This window comes from Serratia sp. AXJ-M, from assembly GCF_046531865.1.
Taxonomy (GTDB): Bacteria; Pseudomonadota; Gammaproteobacteria; order Enterobacterales; family Enterobacteriaceae; genus Serratia; species Serratia liquefaciens.
The window spans coordinates 4442231-4459027 of record NZ_CP059394.1; the positions used below are offsets into that span (position 1 = coordinate 4442231).

At 56.4% G+C, this 16797-nt stretch carries 21 protein-coding genes; 14 read left to right on the forward strand and 7 right to left on the reverse strand.

Features of this window, described 5'->3' with window-relative positions:
- Nucleotides 1–121: 121 nt before the first annotated feature.
- Nucleotides 122–1768, reverse strand: coding sequence for a class I fumarate hydratase FumA (gene fumA, locus H0S68_RS20760; protein ID WP_020828593.1), 1647 nt, complete (start codon nucleotides 1766–1768; stop codon nucleotides 122–124).
- A gap of 362 nt (nucleotides 1769–2130) precedes the next feature.
- Between fumA and H0S68_RS20765 the strand changes: the two genes are divergently transcribed.
- The 6 genes from H0S68_RS20765 to ruvX all read left to right on the forward strand — a co-directional run bounded on the left by H0S68_RS20765 (nucleotide 2131) and on the right by ruvX (nucleotide 6510).
- Nucleotides 2131–2643, forward strand: coding sequence for a SprT family zinc-dependent metalloprotease (locus tag H0S68_RS20765; RefSeq protein ID WP_041414952.1), 513 nt, complete (start codon nucleotides 2131–2133; stop codon nucleotides 2641–2643).
- A gap of 151 nt (nucleotides 2644–2794) precedes the next feature.
- Nucleotides 2795–3490, forward strand: a complete 696-nt coding sequence (gene endA / locus H0S68_RS20770; RefSeq protein WP_122080177.1) for a deoxyribonuclease I — start codon at nucleotides 2795–2797, stop codon at nucleotides 3488–3490.
- A 186-nt stretch (nucleotides 3491–3676) separates the two neighbouring features.
- Nucleotides 3677–4408, forward strand: a complete 732-nt coding sequence (gene rsmE, locus H0S68_RS20775) for a 16S rRNA (uracil(1498)-N(3))-methyltransferase (RefSeq protein ID WP_130016771.1) — start codon at nucleotides 3677–3679, stop codon at nucleotides 4406–4408.
- Between the two features lie 10 nt (nucleotides 4409–4418).
- Entirely contained in the window at nucleotides 4419–5369 is a 951-nt protein-coding gene (gene gshB / locus H0S68_RS20780; RefSeq protein ID WP_020828597.1) for a glutathione synthase, read from the forward strand.
- Between the two features lie 155 nt (nucleotides 5370–5524).
- Nucleotides 5525–6088 carry a YqgE/AlgH family protein gene (locus H0S68_RS20785; protein WP_041414955.1) on the forward strand — a complete coding sequence of 188 codons (564 nt, stop codon included), beginning with the start codon at nucleotides 5525–5527 and terminating at the stop codon, nucleotides 6086–6088.
- Nucleotides 6088–6510 (forward strand): Holliday junction resolvase RuvX, encoded by a 423-nt coding sequence (ruvX, locus tag H0S68_RS20790; protein ID WP_020828599.1) that lies wholly within the window; start codon nucleotides 6088–6090, stop codon nucleotides 6508–6510. The genes H0S68_RS20785 and ruvX overlap by 1 nt, the downstream gene beginning before the upstream one ends.
- Here ruvX and H0S68_RS20795 read toward each other — a convergent pair.
- Entirely contained in the window at nucleotides 6507–7529 is a 1023-nt protein-coding gene (locus H0S68_RS20795; RefSeq protein ID WP_128865428.1) for a type IV pilus twitching motility protein PilT, read from the reverse strand. The genes ruvX and H0S68_RS20795 overlap by 4 nt on opposite strands.
- Before the next feature lie 20 nt (nucleotides 7530–7549).
- Here H0S68_RS20795 and H0S68_RS20800 point away from each other — a divergent pair, with 20 nt between their 5' ends.
- From H0S68_RS20800 to hemW, 6 genes are read left to right on the forward strand one after another with little or no spacing between them, the layout of a single operon-like run.
- Nucleotides 7550–8257, forward strand: coding sequence for a YggS family pyridoxal phosphate-dependent enzyme (locus tag H0S68_RS20800; RefSeq protein WP_020828601.1), 708 nt, complete (start codon nucleotides 7550–7552; stop codon nucleotides 8255–8257).
- Between the two features lie 20 nt (nucleotides 8258–8277).
- Nucleotides 8278–9099 carry a pyrroline-5-carboxylate reductase gene (proC, locus tag H0S68_RS20805; RefSeq protein WP_020828602.1) on the forward strand — a complete coding sequence of 274 codons (822 nt, stop codon included), beginning with the start codon at nucleotides 8278–8280 and terminating at the stop codon, nucleotides 9097–9099.
- Nucleotides 9100–9130: 31 nt separating this feature from the next.
- The gene (locus H0S68_RS20810) at nucleotides 9131–9685 is read left to right on the forward strand and encodes a YggT family protein (RefSeq protein WP_044553435.1); all 555 of its coding nucleotides are present in this window, start codon (nucleotides 9131–9133) and stop codon (nucleotides 9683–9685) included.
- Nucleotides 9682–9972, forward strand: coding sequence for a DUF167 family protein YggU (yggU, locus tag H0S68_RS20815; protein ID WP_020828604.1), 291 nt, complete (start codon nucleotides 9682–9684; stop codon nucleotides 9970–9972). Before H0S68_RS20810 ends, yggU begins: the two co-directional genes overlap by 4 nt.
- Before the next feature lie 17 nt (nucleotides 9973–9989).
- Entirely contained in the window at nucleotides 9990–10583 is a 594-nt protein-coding gene (locus H0S68_RS20820) for an XTP/dITP diphosphatase (RefSeq protein ID WP_046372640.1), read from the forward strand.
- Nucleotides 10576–11715, forward strand: coding sequence for a radical SAM family heme chaperone HemW (gene hemW, locus H0S68_RS20825; RefSeq protein ID WP_046372639.1), 1140 nt, complete (start codon nucleotides 10576–10578; stop codon nucleotides 11713–11715). Before H0S68_RS20820 ends, hemW begins: the two co-directional genes overlap by 8 nt.
- Nucleotides 11716–11752: 37 nt before the next feature.
- Here hemW and H0S68_RS20830 read toward each other — a convergent pair whose 3' ends face one another.
- The 5 genes from H0S68_RS20830 to trmB all read right to left on the reverse strand — a co-directional run bounded on the left by H0S68_RS20830 (nucleotide 11753) and on the right by trmB (nucleotide 15099).
- Nucleotides 11753–12187, reverse strand: a complete 435-nt coding sequence (locus H0S68_RS20830; RefSeq protein WP_122080179.1) for a DUF29 domain-containing protein — start codon at nucleotides 12185–12187, stop codon at nucleotides 11753–11755.
- 100 nt (nucleotides 12188–12287) lie between these two features.
- Entirely contained in the window at nucleotides 12288–13004 is a 717-nt protein-coding gene (locus H0S68_RS20835) for a DUF2884 domain-containing protein (RefSeq protein WP_020828609.1), read from the reverse strand.
- Nucleotides 13005–13034: 30 nt separating this feature from the next.
- Nucleotides 13035–13958: a glutaminase B gene (glsB, locus tag H0S68_RS20840; RefSeq protein ID WP_122080671.1), complete on the reverse strand. Its 924-nt coding sequence runs from the start codon at nucleotides 13956–13958 to the stop codon at nucleotides 13035–13037.
- Nucleotides 13959–14053: 95 nt separating this feature from the next.
- Complete coding sequence (locus tag H0S68_RS20845; protein ID WP_020828611.1) at nucleotides 14054–14380, reverse strand: YggL family protein; 327 nt, start codon at nucleotides 14378–14380, stop codon at nucleotides 14054–14056.
- Nucleotides 14380–15099, reverse strand: a complete 720-nt coding sequence (gene trmB / locus H0S68_RS20850) for a tRNA (guanosine(46)-N7)-methyltransferase TrmB (protein WP_020828612.1) — start codon at nucleotides 15097–15099, stop codon at nucleotides 14380–14382. Before trmB ends, H0S68_RS20845 begins: the two co-directional genes overlap by 1 nt.
- Nucleotides 15100–15276: 177 nt before the next feature.
- On the opposite strand from trmB, the gene mutY reads away from it, so the two are divergent.
- Complete coding sequence (gene mutY / locus H0S68_RS20855; protein ID WP_238387481.1) at nucleotides 15277–16344, forward strand: A/G-specific adenine glycosylase; 1068 nt, start codon at nucleotides 15277–15279, stop codon at nucleotides 16342–16344.
- A gap of 153 nt (nucleotides 16345–16497) precedes the next feature.
- The gene (locus H0S68_RS20860) at nucleotides 16498–16770 is read left to right on the forward strand and encodes an oxidative damage protection protein (protein WP_020828614.1); all 273 of its coding nucleotides are present in this window, start codon (nucleotides 16498–16500) and stop codon (nucleotides 16768–16770) included.
- Nucleotides 16771–16797: the final 27 nt, after the last annotated feature.

Consider the following 16797-nt stretch of genomic DNA (forward strand, 5'->3'; position numbering starts at 1 on the left):
TGCTTTGCGCGTAGGGTATACAGGTTAAAACATCGCGTCCAGCGGGCTACAGTAATTTACACAGGGGTTGATAAAACCTGAAATTTGCCGCCCCACTGCGGACGGCAAATCCTTTCGGCGGTTACTTCACGCAGCGAGAACACTGGCCAGACTGGATCTTCTGGAAGAAGTCATTGCCTTTATCATCCACCAGAATAAACGCCGGGAAATCTTCCACTTCGATTTTCCAGATCGCTTCCATACCCAGCTCCGGATATTCGACGCAGGTCAGGCTCTTGATGCTCTGCTGCGCCAGTACCGCCGCCGGGCCACCGATGCTGCCGAGGTAGAAGCCACCGTGCTTGTGGCAGGCGTCGGTCACCTGCTGGCTGCGGTTGCCTTTCGCCAGCATGATCATGCTGCCGCCATGAGACTGCAGCAGGTCGACGTAAGAATCCATGCGCCCGGCAGTGGTTGGCCCCAGTGAACCAGAGGCGTAGCCGTCCGGCGTTTTGGCCGGGCCCGCGTAATAAATCGGATGATCCTTAACGTATTGCGGCAGACCTTCGCCTCTGTCCAGGCGCTCTTTCAACTTGGCATGCGCAATATCGCGGCCCACGATGATGGTGCCGCTCAAGGACAGGCGGGTGGATACCGGGTATTGCGACAGCTGCTTGAGGATCTCGGCCATCGGGCGGTTAAGGTCAATCTTGATTGCCTCGCCCTCACCGGCCTGACGCAGCTCCTGCGGGATGAATTTGCCAGGATTATGCTCCAGCTTCTCCAGCCAGATGCCGTCACGGTTGATCTTGCCTTTAATGTTACGGTCAGCGGAGCAGGAAACCCCCATTCCCACCGGGCAGGATGCGCCATGGCGCGGCAGACGCACCACGCGAACGTCATGCGCAAAGTATTTGCCGCCAAACTGCGCGCCCAATCCCAGGTTCTGCGCTTCTTTCAGCAACTCTTCTTCCAGCGCCACGTCGCGGAATGCCTGACCGTGCTCATTGCCTTCAGTCGGCAGGCCGTCATAGTACTTGGTCGACGCCAGTTTTACGGTTTTCAGCGTTGCTTCCGCCGAGGTGCCGCCGATAACGAACGCCACGTGGTACGGCGGGCAAGCCGCGGTGCCCAGCGTACGCATTTTCTCTACCAGATAATCCTTCAGCTTGCCCGGAGACAGCAGCGCTTTGGTTTCCTGATAAAGGTAGGTTTTGTTGGCAGAACCGCCGCCTTTAGCAATACACAGGAATTTGTATTCTTCACCGTCGACGCTGTAGAGGTCGATCTGCGCCGGCAGGTTGCTGCCGGTGTTGACCTCTTTATACATATCCAGCGCGGCGTTTTGCGAATAGCGCAGGTTGTCTTCGATAAAGGTGTTGTACACCCCGCGTGACAACGCTTCTTCGTCGCCGCCACCGGTCCAGACGCGCTGGCCCTTTTTACCGACGATAATGGCGGTACCGGTGTCCTGACAGGTCGGCAAAATACCTTTGGCGGCGATTTCTGAGTTACGCAAAAATTGCAGCGCAACGTATTTGTCGTTTTCGCTGGCGTCCGGATCCTTGAGGATATCGGCAACCTGCTGCTGGTGCGCCGGGCGCAGCATAAATGAGGCGTCATGAAACGCGTGCTGGGCAAGGAGGGTTAACGCTTCAGGGGCTACTTTCAGAACTTCCTGGCCTTCAAATTCGCTCACGGAAACGTGATCGCGGCTTAACAGATAGTATTCGGTATCGTCTTTCTTCAGCGGGAACGGATCTTGATAATGGAACGGTTTATTCGACATTGATCTCTCACTTGCAACATCAGCTGCGTTAAATTCACACTTACTCAGCCAGCTCGGGGCAGGCCGCGTCAAAAAACTTCCCACACCTTACGTATTTTTAATCAGTCGGTTATTGCGCTAAATCGCATAATAACCCCTGCGTTAGAAAGGTATTTTCTCGGGATGCTTTCCAATCTTTTCTGTGAGCGCTGCGGGTACAGACTCAGCATGTACGGTTTATTATCCCGCAGTTAACACATTGATTACAATCCATCAGCGTCGATCGGGTTATCAATGCGATGAAAAACCGGCCCGACAGGCGGGATGAGAATTAGTTTTTCGTATTATTGCCAGCCGTCGCGCCATTGCTTAAGCTAGCCGCAATGAACAAAGTAAGAATCCCCATAGCGCTGCAACAGGCGGTGATGCGCTGCCTGCGTGAAAAACTTCTGCTGGCGCGTCAGCATTTTTCCGTCGAGTTTCCGGAACCCAAAGTCGTTTACCAGCAACGCGGAACCAGTGCGGGCACCGCCTGGCTGCAAGCCTGGGAAATTCGGCTGAATCCGGTTTTGCTGATGGAAAACCAACAGCCGTTTATCGACGAAGTGGTGCCGCACGAACTGGCGCACCTGTTAGTCTTCCGCCAGTTTGGCCGCGTGGCCCCACATGGGCGCGAATGGCGCTGGATGATGGAAAGCGTGTTGCAGGTACCGGCCAGCCGCACCCACCAGTTTGAAATTGCCTCGGTGCAAAGCAAAACCTTCCCCTACCTCTGTCGTTGCCAACAACATCAGCTCACCGTACGTCGGCATAATCGGGTGCTTCGCGGAGAAAGCGAATACCGCTGCCGTCAGTGCGGCGAAAAATTGAAATTTATCGCCGGTGAGCCTGTTTAAGCGAAAAATCCAACCTCTGCTCCCTACGTCCCAAGTTACAGCCAGACTCCGGCGCTGGCTTGAAAAGTCACGGGGTTAACGCCCGTCGTTTGCCACTGCCGTTGACTTCCGCTACCCTGCCTGCCTTTCCAATTTTGAGCAGTTTTGGAATATGCTTCGCAAAATTTTGTTTACGGTTATTTTCACCACCGGCGCCGTACAGGCGCACGGCATCAATAATTTTTCTCAGGCCAAGGCGGCAGCGGCCAAAATCAACCAAGATGCGCCCGGTTCTTTCTACTGCGGCTGCCAGATCACCTGGCAGGGCAAGAAAGGCATCCCAGATTTAAACAGTTGTGGCTATCAACCACGCAAGAACGCCCAACGCGCACAGCGTATCGAATGGGAACATGTGGTACCGGCCTGGCAGTTCGGACACCAATTGCAGTGCTGGCAACAAGGTGGCCGCAAAAACTGCAACAAAGACGCGAGCTACCGCCAAATCGAAACTGACCTGCACAACCTGCAGCCGGCGATAGGTGAAGTGAACGGCGATCGCAATAATTTCATGTACAGCCAATGGAAAGGCGGCGAAGGTCAGTATGGCCAGTGCCCAATGAAAGTGGACTTTAAAAATAAGCAGGCCGAACCGCCCGCACGCGCTCGCGGCGCGATCGCCCGCACCTATTTTTATATGCGCGATCGCTATCAACTACGGCTTTCCCGCCAACAGACCCAGCTTTTCGAGGTGTGGAACCGTCAGTATCCGGTCAGCCAATGGGAATGCCTGCGGGAGGCACGCATCGCTAAGGTACAGGGCAACCATAACCTCTATATTCAACAGGCTTGCCAGCAACGAAAGGGCTAAATCCCCTTCGTACTTAAAACTGCAGCGGTGTTGACTGCGTGAGCGCCCCCGAATCACTTACTTAAGTAAGCTCATCGGGATGCACTCACTTGCCGCCTTGCTGCAGCTTCAATTACTTTGGGTATATACTCTTTTTTTTCAAGCTGCAGCACTGATGACTGCATATTAGTCAGGATCGAATATTCAATGCGTATACCCCGTATTTATCACCCGCAGCCGTTAATCGACCATGCAGAAATCGCACTGAGCGAAGACGCCGCCAACCACATCGGGCGTGTACTGCGAATGGGCGCCGGCCAGGCACTGCAGCTCTTCGACGGCAGCAACCAGGTATTTGACGCCGAGATCACCCAGGTCGACAAAAAAAACGTGCTGGTGCGGCTAGCCGCCGGCCAACCGGAAGACCGTGAATCGCCACTCAATCTGCATCTGGGCCAGGTGATTTCTCGCGGTGAGAAGATGGAATTCACCATTCAGAAATCCATCGAGCTCGGGGTCAATGTCATTACTCCGCTGTTTTCCGAGCGCTGCGGTGTGAAGTTGGACGGCGAGCGTCTGGCGAAAAAAATCCAGCAATGGCAGAAGATCGCCATCGCCGCCTGCGAACAATGTGGCCGCAACCGTATTCCGGAAATTCGCGAGGCGATGAAACTGGAAGACTGGTGCGCCGAGCAAGATGGCAGCCTGAAACTCAACCTGCACCCACGCGCCAACCACAGTATCAATACCCTGCCGCTGCCGGTGGAACATGTCCGCCTGCTGATTGGGCCGGAAGGCGGTTTATCCGCCGACGAAATTGCGATGACCACAGGCCACGGATTTACTGATATCCTGCTTGGGCCACGCGTTCTGCGTACAGAAACCACAGCGCTCACCGCAATTACCGCTTTGCAGGTACGTTTCGGCGATCTGGGTTAAAGGAGAAAAGATGATTAAGCTCGGCATCGTGATGGACCCTATCGCCTCCATCAACATCAAGAAAGACACCAGCTTCGCCATGCTGCTCGAAGCGCAGCGCCGTGGCTGGGAACTGCACTACATGGAGATGGACGATCTCTATCTGCACGCCGGTGACGGCCGCGCCCGCACTCGCCTGCTGAGCGTGAAGGAAGATAAAGAGAGCTGGTTCAGCTTTGGCAGCGAGCAGGATCTGGCGCTGCATGATCTGGACGTGATCCTGATGCGCAAAGACCCCCCTTTCGATACCGAATACATCTACGCGACCTATATTCTGGAACGCGCAGAGGTCAAAGGCACGCTGGTAGTTAACAAGCCGCAGAGCCTGCGTGACTGCAACGAAAAGCTGTTCACCGCCTGGTTCCCGGAACTGACGCCGGACACCCTGGTCAGCCGCAGCGCGGCGCACATCCGCAAATTCCACCAGCAGCACGGCGACATTATTCTCAAACCGCTGGACGGCATGGGCGGCGCGTCTATCTTCCGCGTGAAGCAGGACGACCCTAACCTGTCGGTGATTATCGAAACCCTGACCGAGCACGGTAGCCGTTTCTGCATGGCGCAGAACTTCTTGCCGGCTATCAAGGAGGGCGATAAGCGCATTCTGGTGGTTGACGGTGAGCCAGTACCTTACTGCCTGGCGCGCATCCCGGCGCAGGGCGAGACCCGTGGCAACCTGGCGGCCGGCGGCCGTGGTGAAGCGCGTCCACTGAGCGAAAGCGACTGGAAAATTGCGCGTGCGGTAGCCCCGACGCTGAAAGAAAAAGGGCTGATCTTTGTGGGCCTGGACGTGATTGGCGATCGCCTGACTGAAATCAACGTCACCAGCCCAACCTGTGCGCGTGAAATAGAAGCGGCCTTCCCGGTTTCCATCACCGGTATGCTGATGGATGCAATCGAGAAGCGTCTGGCAGCGAAGTAATCGAAATGCGGGTGACTTGCGTCGCCCGCCTTCCCGACCTCCCTGAATGACGCTGTCAGCCCGCGTCAACCGAGTCGCGGCTTGAAAGGCGATGGGGATAGCCGCATACTGGCGGCTGTTTAACTTCTCACCAATCAAATACCTTAAATAACACCATGAATTTACAACACCATTTTCTTATCGCTATGCCATCACTTCAGGATCCTCGCTTCAAACGCTCGGTGATTTATGTCTGCGAGCACAATGAAGACGGCGCCATGGGCCTGGTGATCAATAAACCGGTGGAACAGTTCACGGTGGAAACAGTGCTGAGCAAACTGAAGATCATGCCACAGGCACGCGATCCGGCCATCAGTCTGGATAAACCGGTGTTTGCCGGCGGCCCGCTGGCTGACGATCGCGGTTTTATCCTGCATACGCCGTGCAAAGGCTTCGGCTCCAGTATCCAGATCTCGCCGGATACCATGATCACCACCTCGAAAGACGTACTGGAAACCTTGGGCACGCCGGAACAGCCGGAGGACGTACTGGTCGCGCTCGGCTATGCCGGCTGGGAGAAAGGCCAGTTGGAACAGGAAGTGCTGGAAAACGCCTGGCTGACCATCGAAGCCGACACCGACATTCTGTTCCATACGCCGATCGCCAGCCGCTGGCGCGAGGCCGCCAATCGCCTTGGCATCGATATCCGCAGCATTGCCAACCACGCAGGACACGCCTGATGACCAACCGCACCATTATCGCCTTCGACTTCGGCACCAAAAGCATCGGCGCGGCCATTGGCCAGGAGCTAACCGGCAGCGCCCGTGCGCTGGCGGCTTTCAAAGCGCAGGACGGCTCGCCGGACTGGCAAAAGATCGAGAAGTTGCTGAAAGAGTGGCAACCGGACTTGGTGGTAGTCGGTCTGCCGCTGAACATGGACGGCACCGAACAGCCGGTCACCGAGCAAGCGCGCAAGTTCGCCAACCGCCTGCACGGCCGCTTTGGCGTGCAGATCGCGCTGCATGATGAGCGTCTCAGTACCGTCGAAGCCCGCGCCAACCTGTTTGATCGCGGCGGCTTCCGCGCGCTGGACAAGGGCAGCGTGGATTCCGCCTCGGCGGTGGTAATCCTGGAAAGCTGGTTCGAACGGCAATTGGGTTAATCCCTTGGCAAAGTCCCCTCCGCGCCGCCCAGTAATCCCGCACAGATCCGCTGTTGCAGACCTTGCTCAAAGGTCTGCATGCCGGACTGCCCACCGGTTTGCAGCACGCTGGCAAGCTGATGGGTTTTGCCCTCGCGGATCATGCTGCTGACCGCCGCCGTCGCCGTCAGCACCTCAAAAATCGCCACCCTGCCGCCCCCGGGCCGACTCAACAGCTTCTGTGCAATCACCGCCTGCAGGCTACCGGCCAACTGTGCACGCACGTAGGGCTTTTCTTCCGCCGGGAAAACATCCACCAGCCGATCGACCGCCTGCGTCGCGCTACGGGTATGCAGCGTCGCCAGTACCAGATGGCCGGTTTCCGCAGCGGTAAGCGCCAGCCTGATGGTTGTGGTGTCACGCAGCTCCCCCAGCAAGATGACGTCTGGATCTTCACGCAGGGCAGCACGTAATGCGTCGTCAAAGCTGTGGCTGTCGCGGCCCAATTCGCGCTGCTGAATTAAAGAGTGTCGACTGCGGTGAATAAATTCGATCGGATCCTCCAGCGTAAGGATATGCCGCCGCTGGTGCTGATTGATGTCGTCAATCATTGCCGCCAGGGTGGTGGATTTACCACTGCCGGTCGCGCCGGTCACCAAAATCAGGCCATCCTCCCTGCGCACCAGGGCCGGAATGATGTCTGGTGCTGCCAACGCCGCCAGCGTCGGGCACTCGCCGGCAATCAGCCTCAAGGCAAGCGAAACCCCGAGGCTTTGCAGAAAGAAATTGGCGCGCAGCCGAATATCGCCCGCAAGCGTCAGCGCCAGATCAAGCTGCCCCTGCTGTTGCAATTGCTGCCGCTGCTGGGGTTGCAGCAGCGCATTGCACAAGCGATGCATCTTGGTCTCGGTCAGTTTTTCCGTACCTGCCAGCGCCTGTAATTCACCATCGATGCGCAACATCGGCTGATGCCCCGTACAAAGGTGCAGATCGGAAGCATTATGCTTTACACTAAGGGCCACGAATTCACCGATATCCATATCAATCTCCTGGGTCAATGATGAGCACTATCCAACAGAATCTGCAGGATGTCAGAAACCGCATTGCCGCGGCCGCTCAAGGCTGCGCTCGCGCTCCAGAAGAAGTGACGCTGCTTGCAGTGAGTAAAACCAAACCTGTGGCGGCGATCGCAGAAGCTATCGCGGCAGGCCAGCGGACCTTCGGGGAAAACTATGTACAGGAAGGCGTGGATAAGGTTCAGCATTTTGCCGCGCTGCCGGAAGGCGCAACGCTGGATTGGCACTTTATCGGCCCTTTGCAATCCAATAAGAGCCGGCTGGTGGCAGAGCACTTTGCCTGGTGCCATACCGTCGATCGGCTGCGTATCGCCCAGCGGTTAAGCGACCAGCGCCCGGCAGACATGCCGCCGCTTAACGTTCTGATCCAAATAAATATCAGCGATGAACAGAGTAAATCTGGCATTGTACTGGCTGAACTGCCGGCGCTGGCAGAAGCGGTTGTCGCCTTGCCGAACGTTCGTTTACGCGGGCTGATGGCGATTCCGGCTCCGCAAGAAGACTACCAGAGCCAATTAGCGGTATTCCGCCAGATGCACGACGCCTTCCTGGCGCTGCAACAGCATTATCCACAGGTAGACACGCTGTCGATGGGCATGACCGATGACATGACGGCGGCCATTGCCGCAGGCAGCACTCTGGTTCGTATCGGTACCGCCATTTTTGGCGCGCGAGATTATTCGCAGTCCTGACACACTGACGAGGAATTTTAATGCAACACCGTAAGATTACCTTCATTGGCGCCGGCAACATGGCCCGCGCAATCATCGCCGGCCTGGTGGCGGGCGGTTACCCGGCCAAATCCATCAGCGTCTGCGCGCCTTCGGCTAAAAACCGCGATGCGCTGGCTGCCGACTACGGCATCGTTAGCAGCGGTGATAACCTTGCCTGCGCACGCGAGGCAGACGTCATCGTACTGGCGGTGAAGCCACAGATGATGGCAGATGTCTGCCAGCCGTTGCGCGATCAGATCGATTTCAGCGGCAAACTGGTGCTGTCGATCGCCGCAGGCATTCAGGTCAGCCGTTTTTACCAGCTGCTGGCCGACAATCTGAATATTGTACGCATCATGCCAAACACGCCATCGCTGGTGGGTAAAGGCATGAGTGGCCTGTATGCGCCGCAGCAGGTCAGCCAACAGGATCGTGACTACACCAGTGATTTGATGGCGTCAGTTGGCAAGGTATGTTGGGTGGATGACGAAAACGGCATCAACAGCGTGATCGCCGCTGCGGGCAGTGCCCCGGCCTATTTCTTCCTGTTTATGGAAGCCATGCAGCAGGAAGCCGAACGTATGGGCTTCGACAGCCAGACGGCCCGTGCGCTGGTGCAACAAGCGGCATCCGGCGCCGCTGCGCTGGTGGAAGCCAACCCGGAGACGCCGTTGTCGACCTTGCGTGAGCAGGTAACGTCCAAAGGCGGCACCACCGCCGAGGCGCTGCGGGTATTCAACGAGCAACAACTGCCGGCAACCGTGGCCAAAGCCATGCAGGCGGCAGTTTCCCGTGCGCAGGAAATGGAAAAATCATTTTAAATAATCGAGAGTTAAGGAGAAGGACGACTTCATGCTAACGCTGACTTTTTTGGTCAAAACCGTTATTGATCTTTACGTCATGGTACTGCTGCTGCGCATCTGGATGCAGTGGACACGCGCTGACTTTTACAACCCATTCGCGCAGTTTATCGTGAAGATCACCCAGCCGGTGATTGGCCCGCTGCGCCGTATTATCCCGTCAATGGGACCAATTGACAGCGCATCACTGCTGTTGGCTTTCCTGCTGATGACCATCAAGTATCCGCTGTTGCTGCTGATTCAGGGCGGCGCGATGTCACTCAGCCCGTATAACCTGCTGTTTGGCTTGATCTCTCTGGTAAAGTCGGCCGGTTATCTGATCTTCTGGGTGATGATTATCCGCGCGCTGATGAGCTGGATAAGTCAGGGCCGCAGCCCGATTGATCAGTTGATGTATCAACTGACCGAACCGTTGATGGCGCCAATCCGCCGTATTCTTCCGGCAATGGGCGGCATTGATTTTTCAGCGATGGTAGTGATCCTGATCCTGTATCTGATCAACTACCTGGGTATGGATCTGTTCGGTGAGATCTGGTTCCTGCTGTGAGTGCAGTCACCCCCGTGCTGGACGGGCTGGCAATCAGGCTATATATTCAGCCGAAAGCCAGCCGCGACCAGATTGTCGGTTTGCATGGCGACGAACTTAAAGTCGCCATTACCGCCCCGCCGGTAGACGGCCAGGCCAACGCTCATCTGATCAAGTTTCTCGCCAAGCAGTTCAAAGTGGCGAAAAGCAACGTCACCATAGAGAAAGGCGAGCTGGGGCGGCATAAACAGTTACGCATCGTTAATCCGCAACAGATCCCCGCCGTGGTCGCGGCGCTAATCGAATAAATTTCAAGGTAGTCATCATGCAAAAAGTCGTTCTTGCCACCGGTAACCCGGGTAAAGTGCGCGAACTCGCCGACCTGTTGGCCGATTTCGGCCTGAACGTGGTCGCACAAACCGAATTGGGCGTGGAGTCCGCCGAGGAAACCGGCCTGACGTTTATCGAAAATGCCATTCTGAAAGCCCGCCATGCGGCGCAAATCACCGGTCTGCCGGCGATCGCCGACGACTCGGGTCTGGCGGTTGATGCACTGGGCGGCGCGCCAGGCATCTATTCTGCACGTTACGCGGGTGTAGACGCCTCTGACCAGCAAAACCTCGACAAGCTGCTGGTTGCGCTGAAAGACGTGCCCAAGGGCAGCCGTGGCGCACAGTTCCACTGCGTGCTGGTGTATATGCGCCACGCGGAAGATCCGACACCGCTGGTGTTCCACGGCAGCTGGGCCGGTGAAATCACCGATGCCGCCGCCGGTGAAGGCGGTTTTGGCTATGATCCTATCTTCTACGTTCCGGAGCTGGGCCGCACCGCTGCCGAGCTGAGCCGTGACGAAAAGCGCGCCGTATCACACCGTGGTAAAGCCCTGAAGCTGATGCTGGAAGCGATGCGCAATGCTTAAGTTGCCCCCGCTGAGTTTGTACATTCATATTCCGTGGTGCGTGCAGAAATGCCCGTACTGCGACTTCAACTCGCATGCGTTGAAGGGCGAAGTGCCGCATCAGGAATACGTCGATCACCTGCTGGCGGATCTGGATGCCGATCTGCCGCTGGTCAGTGGTCGCGAAATCAGCACCATTTTTATCGGCGGCGGCACCCCCAGCCTGTTGAGTGCCGAAGCGATGCAATCGCTGCTGGACGGCGTGCGGGCACGCATTCCGGTGATTGACGGCGCCGAGATCACCATGGAGGCCAACCCGGGTACCGTGGAGGCCGATCGCTTCAGCGGCTATCAGCGCGCCGGTGTGAACCGCATTTCTATCGGCGTGCAGAGCTTCAGCGCCGAGAAATTGACTCGCCTGGGTCGCATTCACGGCCCGGAAGAGGCCAAACGCGCAGCTCACCTGGCTACCGGCCTGGGTTTGCGCAGTTTTAACCTGGATCTGATGCACGGCCTGCCGGACCAGTCGCTGGAAGAGGCGCTGGACGATCTGCGCCAGGCCATTGCCCTCAATCCACCGCATCTGTCGTGGTATCAACTGACTATCGAGCCCAATACGCTTTTCAGTTCACGCCCGCCGGTGCTACCGGACGACGACGCGCTGTGGGACATTTTCGAGCGGGGCCATGAATTGCTGAGCGCCGCCGGCTATCAGCAGTATGAAACTTCGGCCTACGCCAAACCGGGCTATCAGTGCCAACATAACCTCAACTACTGGCGCTTTGGCGACTATCTGGGGATTGGCTGCGGCGCGCACGGCAAGTTAACCTTCAGCGACGGCCGCATTCTGCGCACCGCGAAAACCAAGCATCCGCGTGGTTTTATGCAGGGCAAGTATATGGACAAGCAGCATGAGGTGACGGCGGCGGACCGGCCGTTCGAATTCTTTATGAACCGCTTCCGCCTGCTGGAAGCCGCACCGCGTGCTGAATTCGTCAACTACACCGGGCTGGATGAAAGCGCGATCCGTGCTGCGCTGGACGAAGCGCTGGCGAAAGGTTATCTGGTAGAAACGCCGGAGTATTGGCAGATCACCGAGAAAGGCAAACTGTTCCTTAATTCGCTACTGGAGTTGTTCCTGGCGGATGAATGAAAAAAAGCGCTGAGTTTTCAGCGCTTTTTTATTTGAATCAATCTGGGTAAAAATCTTGAGCAAGGACTTGCTGAATGTCCCAAATACCGTTTTCCGGATAAACATCCAATCCGGTCTCCGTGGTGGCAAAGGCGACTGCTTTTGACCATACCACATCCAGCCAGTCTGCATCGCCGAGTTTGCTTTTTAAGCTGGGCGACTCTTTCAAGCTATAAAGCACCTCTTTACGCTGTGCCTTAATCGTTCTTTCCCAACTGGTTCCGCGCCGAGCCGGCTGGTATTTCCATTTCAGCAAGTGTGCTATCAGCACCGTCATTCGGCTCGCAAGTTCCCTTTGCTCGCTCTTTCCCACGTCCTCAATCTCCTCGGCGATCTTTTCAACATCGATCTCAGACAATTTTCCGGAGCGCAAAAGAGCTGCCTGTTCATTTGCCCAGGCGACAACATCAGTTTCGTAGCGAGTATGGCTCATAGCGTTCTCCGTAAACACCCATGAATCTGTACGTAGTTTAACCAGTCTGTCAGATAACTGTCAGGAGGTCAAAAAACACGCTATCCGCTGTGATTTCATGTTACTTCAATGCATTAAGCAAATCTTTGCGCTGGGTTTCCAGGCCGGTAACGCGGTTGCACACGTCGTGGCCGAAGTTCTGGAAATCCTGCTCCTGGTTATTCCATTCGTTCTGAATCGCCTTCTGCAGGCCGCCCAGATTGCCCATGATCGCCTGCAGCGGGTTGCCGCCGCTATTGGCTGCCTGCTTGACGCCCATCTCATTCAGGCTGTCCTGCAATACGCCGCCCATGCTCTGCTGGACGATATTGCGGCCATCCTGCTCAACCTGATCAATCGCCTTGTGATGGAAGGTCAGGCCGTCGCTGCGGTGCTCAATGATACGGTTCATCTGTTGCTTAAGCTGACCGTTCAACGTGGTCAGGCGGTTACGCACGTTGCTGTCGCTGCCCAACTCTTTGACGATCACCTTGTCCAACGCCACCCGCGCTTTTTCCAGATGTTGCTGAGCGCCGTTGTCGATCCACGGCAACTCTTTGCGCAATGCGCTCTGGTAACTGAAGGCCTTCTGGCGCTGGCTGTCTGTCAGGCTCAACGCCTGGCCATTGCGGGTTACATCGCCATCCGGTGAAATCTGCAGATTGCCGCTGGCCCCGGTCACCTGTACGTTCTGCGGGCTGATAATCACGTCGTCCTGGGGTTTAACGCTGCACTGATACTCGGCATGGGCCTGTGAAGCAGTCAACAGCAGTAAGGCTAACCCGGTTTTCTTTAACATATATTCTCCTGACGCCCTTCCGTGGTGGGGCTAAAAAATCGAACGGCTAATCCGTTGAGACAACAGTTCCAGCGCCGCAGTTCCCGCCAATGAGTTACCGGAAGCATCCAGTTCCGGCGACCAGACGGCGATCGACAGCTCGTCGGGGACGATAGCGACAATACCGCCACCCACGCCGGACTTGCCCGGCATGCCCACGCGATAGGCAAATTCCCCCGCGCCGTCGTACATGCCGCTGGTCATCATCAGCGCATTAATCTGGCGCGCCTGCAGGGGGCTTATCACCTCGCGTCCGCTAAGATCACGACCGTGATTGGCCAGATAAACAAAGCTGCGAGCCAGCTCCTCACAGCTCATTCGCAGCGCGCAGTAGTGGAAATAGGTTTGCAGCACGGTAAGCACGTCGTTTTCGAAATTGCCGAACGACTTCATCAGGTAGGCTATCGCCGCATTGCGATCGGAGTGTTCAAACTCGGAACGGGCCACCCGCGAATCATAGGCCAGGTCATCTTCATCGGCCAGTTGACGCACCACTTCCAGCATTCGCTGCTTGGGCGCGCTGAGCCGGGTTTGCAGCATGTCGCACACCACCAGCGCACCGGGGTTGATAAACGGATTGCGCGGTTTGCCCTGCTCCATCTCCAGCTGCAACAGCGAGTTGAACGGCAGACCGGAAGGCTCCTTGCCAACCCGACGCCAGATCTCCGCCTCCTGGTAGCGCGTCAGCGCCAGCGTCAGGCTCAACACCTTGGAGATCGACTGAATAGAGAAACGCTCGTCGGCGTTACCGGCCTGGAACATTTCGCCGTCGACGGTGCAAACGGCGATCGCCAGACGATCGGCCGCCACTTCCGCCAACGCCGGTATATAGTCCGCCACCTTGCCCTGGCCAATCAGCGGGCGCACCTGTTGCAGGATCTCATCCAGCAACGCGTTATCCAATGTTGTTACCACCGCGGTCACACTCCGGGCAAAATAAAGGTGCCGTAAAGGCACCTTAAATCAATAGATTCAGCGCGACGCCAGGCCGCGCTTATCAGGCAGGAAAATCAGTCCCACCAGATATCGAACAGATCGCTGACCTTAACGTCGGTCAGTTTACGCGCTTCCAGCCATTTTTTGACCAGTTCGCGTTGCTCGTCAGTGCAGTGACCGATGGTCTGCAGACAGATCAAGCCTTCCCACTGCAGGTAGCCGCTACCGTCAAAGGCCATGCCGTTCGGCTCAATCACTTCGTCGATAAAAGCGTCCAGCGTGCTGTCGATATCTTCAACCGCGGTGCCTTCGGCAAAGCGCCATGCAACGGAGAAGCCCAGCTCCTGAAACTCTTCAATGTGTAACTTTTTACGTAAACGACGACTGCGGTTCTTAGCCATTATTCTTTCCTCTCAAACATCAAGTCCCAAACGCCATGTCCCAGACGCTGGCCGCGTAATTCAAATTTTGTCAGTGGGCGTGAATCCGGACGCGGCACATAATCATTATCGCTGGAAAGATTGCGATAGCCTGAGATCCCGTTCATAACCTCTAACATATGTTCTGCATAAGGTTGCCAGTCGGTGGCCATGTGGAAGACGCCGCCGACTTTCAGTTTGCGACGCACCAGTTCAACAAACGGCGTCTGTACGATGCGGCGTTTGTTGTGGCGCGCTTTGTGCCACGGATCGGGGAAAAACAGCTGAACCATGTCCAGCGAGCCGTCCGGGATCATATTCTCCAACACCTCAACCGCGTCGTGACACATTACGCGCAGGTTGCTCAGTTCCGCTTCGGTAGCGTCGGCCAGGCAGGCACCCACGCCCGGCGAATGGACTTCTATCCCCAAGAAATTCTGCTGCGGGTTATTGCCCGCCATGGTCACCAGCGAGGCGCCCATGCCAAAACCGATCTCCAGCACGGTCGGCGCGTCGCGCCCGAACAGTGCGGCGATATCGACAGGTTCAGCCTGATACTCCACGCCCATCACCGGCCAATAGTTGTCCAACGCGTGCTGTTGGCCTTTGGTCAACCGCCCCTGGCGGCGGACAAAACTGCGGATACGGCGCATCGCGCGGCCGTTCTCATCAAATTCCGGGGAGATGACGTCATTAATCATAGTGCTTTCTGTCTGTTTGGCTGCCAATTAGGGAAACGCGCATTATGCAAAGATACATTGGTTTAGCAAGTGTTCATCTAATGTACCTGCCGTGCGACGTCGGAAAGTTCCGGTTTACAGCATCATGACTCTATGCTGCAATCGCGCTTCATTTTCTGCCGGATATCGAATCAGCTTATGATGCAAGCACAGCAGTTCGCACAGGTGGTGCTTGACTGGTACCAGCGTTACGGCCGTAAAACCCTGCCGTGGCAGCTTGATAAGACCGCCTATCAAGTATGGCTCTCTGAGGTCATGTTGCAACAAACTCAGGTTGCCACCGTGATCCCTTACTTCCAGCGCTTTATGGCACGTTTTCCCAACGTGCGTGCGCTGGCTGAAGCGCCGCTGGACGAAGTGCTGCACCTGTGGACCGGCCTGGGCTACTACGCCCGTGCGCGCAATCTGCATAAGGCGGCGCAGGCTATTGTCGCACAGCACGGCGGTGAGTTCCCGACAACCTTTGAAGAAATCCACGCCCTGCCCGGTATTGGCCGTTCAACGGCAGGCGCAGTGCTGTCGCTGGCGCTCGGCCAACACTACCCAATCCTCGACGGCAACGTAAAACGCGTCCTGGCCCGCTGCTATGCCGTCGAAGGCTGGCCGGGCAAGAAAGAAGTAGAAAACCGACTGTGGGAAATCAGCGAAAACGTTACCCCGGCCAAGGGCGTTGGCCAGTTCAATCAGGCGATGATGGATCTGGGGGCGATGGTCTGCACCCGCTCCAAGCCGAAATGCGAACTGTGCCCACTCAGCCTCGGCTGCATCGCCTATGCCCACCACAGTTGGGCAAAATATCCAGGTAAAAAGCCCAAGCAGACCCTGCCGGAAAAAACCGCCTACTTTTTATTGCTGCAGCACGGCGAACGCGCCTGGCTGGAGCAGCGCCCCGCCATCGGTCTGTGGGGTGGTCTGTTCTGCTTCCCGCAGTTCAGCGAACGTGAAGAGATGGAACTCTGGCTGCAACAGCGCGGTCTGAAAAACAATCGCCGGGAGCAACTGACCGCATTTCGTCATACTTTCAGTCATTTCCATCTTGATATCGTGCCAATATGGCTGGAAATGGACGCCGCAGGCAGCAGCATGGATGAGGGCGCCGGTCTCTGGTATAACTTAGCGCAGCCGCCATCGGTCGGGCTGGCCGCACCGGTTGACCGCCTGTTGCAACAGTTGGCAAAACAGTCCCCGCGCCGACAGGGTTTATAGCCTAAATAATTCGAGTTGCAGGAAGGCGGCAACTGAGCGAGTCCCGATGAGCTTACTGAGGTAAGTGATTCGGGTGAGAAAAGGCAGCCAACACACCTGCAGCTCAAAGTATGACGGGTTTATTGGCAATAGCGCCATTGATGAGGAATTAGCATGAGCAGAACCATTTTTTGTACCTTCCTGCAGCGTGACGCCGAAGGGCAGGACTTCCAGCTTTATCCAGGGGAAGTCGGCAAACGCATCTATAACGAGATCTCGAAAGAAGCCTGGGCAGAATGGATGAAAAAACAAACCATGCTGATCAACGAGAAAAAACTGAACATGATGAACGTTGACGACCGCAAATTGCTGGAAGCGGAAATGATCAAATTCCTGTTCGAAGGGCATGACGTCCATATCGAAGGCTATACGCCACCAAGCGAATAATGCTGTTGGGGCCAGGCGCTGGCCCTT